This is a genomic window from Terriglobales bacterium, assembly GCA_035624455.1.
Classification (GTDB): domain Bacteria; phylum Acidobacteriota; class Terriglobia; order Terriglobales; family Acidobacteriaceae; genus DASPRM01.
Genome location: DASPRM010000042.1, coordinates 1 through 2,999 on the forward strand (window position 1 = coordinate 1; position 2,999 = coordinate 2,999).

A 2,999-nucleotide genomic window follows, 5' to 3' on the forward strand; every position below is an offset into this window, starting at 1 on the left:
ATCATCCTGATTATCGCCGCGATCGCCATTCCGAACCTGCTGCGCGCGCGCATTGCCGCGAACGAGTCGTCCGCGGCCAGCGGTGTTCGCACCATCAACACAGCCGAAGTTTCGTACTACACCAACTATCCTCAGGTCGGCTATTCCCTGAACCTGGGTAACCTGGGTGATGCTGCCGGTACGTGTTCGACAGTCGTGCCGGTGCTCACAAATGCCTGCTTGATCGACAACAACCTGGCGCAGGACGGTACGCCGGCTGGCAGCGGCAAGAGCGGTTACAACTACACCTACCTTGGCGCCCCCGGCCCGGGCGGCGGGGTCATCAATACGACGTATCACGTCGAGGCCAATCCATTGACCGTGAATACGACTGGCGTGAAAGGCTTCTGCTCGATCGAAGACGCGGTGGTTCGTGCTCAGAACCCCGGACCGATCGCGGTTTGCAGCGCGGCAGTTCAGCCGTTGCAGTAAGCCCAAGCCTGCACGAGTGTAAGAGCACCGGAGCGATCTGGTGCTCTTCTTTTTGCCCTACAAAGCACAGTAGGAAGTTGGGTCCAAACCTAGGAACTCAGGAACGAAGGCTGGCTGCCGCCCGACGACAAGGGAGCGAGGGAGCAAGGGAGTCAGGAGCAGGTGGCTCTTGATGAATCGAGGCTTCGACTCAGACCCCAGAATGGCCAGTAGATTGCAACAAAAGTGCTGTTGAGAACGGACGGTTGAAGGACTGTGGGCATGCATAGAGTGAAAGGGTTTTCTCTCCTCGAATTGCTGATCGTGATCGCGATCATACTGATCATCGCGGCGATTGCGATTCCGAGCCTGCTCCGTGCCAAGATGGCTGCGAATGAAGCATCGGCGGTCAGCTCCATCCGGCAGATCAAAACGGCAGAGACTTCCTACTACACCAGCTATCCGAGCATCGGGTTTGCCACGAAGATCGCAGACCTAGGCGGGGTGGCTTGCGCACCTCCGACCCCGGCCTCCGCCTGCCTGTTAGACAACGTGCTCTCGACTGCAATTCCGGGTAGCGCTGGGAAGTCAGGATACTTTGTGAACGCAACCGGAATTGCGAATAATGGACTTAACTCTGACTTTGTAGCGAGCGCCGCGCCCATCAGTCCTCGTACCAGCGGCGATCGAGACTTTTGTTCGTCATCCGATGCGGTACTGCGGTTTGAGGCGGCGACTGGTGCGCCCCCCGTTACCACGGTTGCGGCGTGCAATGCCTTCCCGTCTATTCTCCAGTAGGACATTGTGCCGCTGCTCGTGTGAGCGCGAACCGATTACTTATGGCACTCAGGCTCTGCATTTCCACGCGGATGCCCTCCTAGGTTTGCTTATAATTTGCTGCGGGAGGAAGCTCCGAACGGAACCATGTCCGCGATCGAAACCAATGCGCTGGAGAAAACCTACTCGGTCGGCTTCTGGCTCAAAAAGCAGACGCAGGCTCTGTTTCCGCTATCGTTGACCGTGGAGGAGGGCGAAATCTTCGGCTTCCTGGGCCCCAACGGCGCCGGAAAGACCACTACTCTTAAGCTCCTCCTGGGTCTGATTTTTCCGACTGCGGGCTCGGCCCGGATCCTGGGCAAGGAATGGACCGACCCGACAGTCAAGTCGCAGATCGGCTTCCTTCCCGAGCAGCCGTATTTTTATGACTACCTGACCGCTCGCGAGCTCTTGCAGTATTATGGACGCCTGTCTGGCATCCCTGGAAAGAACCTTTCGAAGCGGATTGACGCGGTTCTCGCGCGCGTCGGTCTGCCCGAAGTTGGCGGCCTCCAGCTGCGCAAGTTCTCGAAGGGTATGCTGCAGCGGGTGGGAATCGCGCAGGCCATTCTCCATGATCCTACGGTGGTCTTTCTCGATGAGCCTATGTCGGGCCTGGACCCGATGGGGCGGCGTGAAGTGCGGAACTTGATCGAGGAACTCAAGCACGCCGGCAAGACGATCTTCTTCTCGACACACATTCTCTCAGACGCGGAAGCGCTGTGCGACCGCGTCGCGGTGATTCACCTGGGTCAGCTGCGCGCCGTGGGTGCGGTCGCGGAATTAACCGCCAATGTGCGCGGACAAGTCGAACTAGTCTGGCAAGGCACGGTCGTGCCGGCTTGCATGAAAGCTCTGCGCGCGGATTGCCACATCACCGGCGACACCGTGCGAGCCATCCTGCCAGAAGAGAGCCAAGATTTTGCCATCGACGCTCTCCGCCGGGAGCGGCTGCGGCTGATTGCTGTCACTCCCGTGCGCACGACGCTGGAGCAGTATTTCGTGGAAAAACTCAAGACCTCCGAAAAGACGGCCGGGGTGCAGGCATGACGACACCCATTTTCCACATCGCATCCAACACCTTCCGCGAGGCGGTACGCGACCGTGTGTTGTACAACCTGATCGCCTTCGCCTTGCTGCTGAGTGGGGCTGCGGTCCTGATCGGCCAGATTTCTATCGACATCGAACGCCTGGTCGTCGTGAATCTCGGACTGACCGCGGTTTCGCTTTTCGGGGTCGTGATCGCAATCTTCATCGGCATCGGGCTGGTCTCGAAGGAAATCGAGAAGCGGACGCTCTACACCGTGCTGTCGCGCCCGGTGCGGCGCTGGGAGTTCATCGTCGGGAAATTCTTCGGGCTGGCGGGCACGCTGGTGGTCAATGCCCTCTTCATGGCAATTGGTGTGTTTGCCGCTCTGCTGTATGTGGCGCACGCGTTTCACAGGCCGGATGGCTGGATCCTGGTGGCGTTGTATTTCATCATCCTGGAGTTTCTGATCATCTGCTCACTGGCGCTGCTGTTTTCCTCCTTTTCGTCTCCCCTGCTCTCGGCCGTCTTTGCCTTCTCGCTGTTCGTTATCGGGAGCTTCTCCGAGGACTTGCGCGGGTTTGCGGCCATGGCCCATGGGGGGACGCGCTGGCTGGCCACGGCCGCGGCTTATCTGGTACCTAACTTTTCCACCCTCAACGTGATCAGCTCGGTGGCGCACGAGCAACCGGTCGCGGCCCAGCTT

The 2,999-nt window shown here is 59.2% G+C and carries 4 protein-coding genes; all 4 read left to right on the plus strand.

Annotated features, from left to right (window positions below):
• On the plus strand, positions 1-471 hold a 471-nt coding region (locus tag VEG30_04975; protein ID HXZ79262.1), incomplete at its 5' end, for a pili assembly chaperone.
• Between the two features lie 261 nt (positions 472-732).
• Positions 733-1,248: a prepilin-type N-terminal cleavage/methylation domain-containing protein gene (locus VEG30_04980; protein ID HXZ79263.1), complete on the plus strand. Its 516-nt coding sequence runs from the start codon at positions 733-735 to the stop codon at positions 1,246-1,248.
• 126 nt (positions 1,249-1,374) lie between these two features.
• The gene (locus VEG30_04985; GenBank protein HXZ79264.1) at positions 1,375-2,316 is read left to right on the plus strand and encodes an ABC transporter ATP-binding protein; all 942 of its coding nucleotides are present in this window, start codon (positions 1,375-1,377) and stop codon (positions 2,314-2,316) included.
• Positions 2,313-2,999, plus strand: a 687-nt coding sequence (locus VEG30_04990; GenBank protein ID HXZ79265.1) for an ABC transporter permease, incomplete at its 3' end; no start/stop codon positions are given. The genes VEG30_04985 and VEG30_04990, both read left to right, overlap by 4 nt.

What these genes read in the sequence shown, in the direction of transcription:
- VEG30_04980 (HXZ79263.1), top strand. Translation starts at nt 733, where the DNA reads ATGCATAGAGTGAAAGGGTTTTCTCTCCTCGAATTGCTGATCGTGATC.
- VEG30_04985 (HXZ79264.1), top strand. Translation starts at nt 1,375, where the DNA reads ATGTCCGCGATCGAAACCAATGCGCTGGAGAAAACCTACTCGGTCGGC.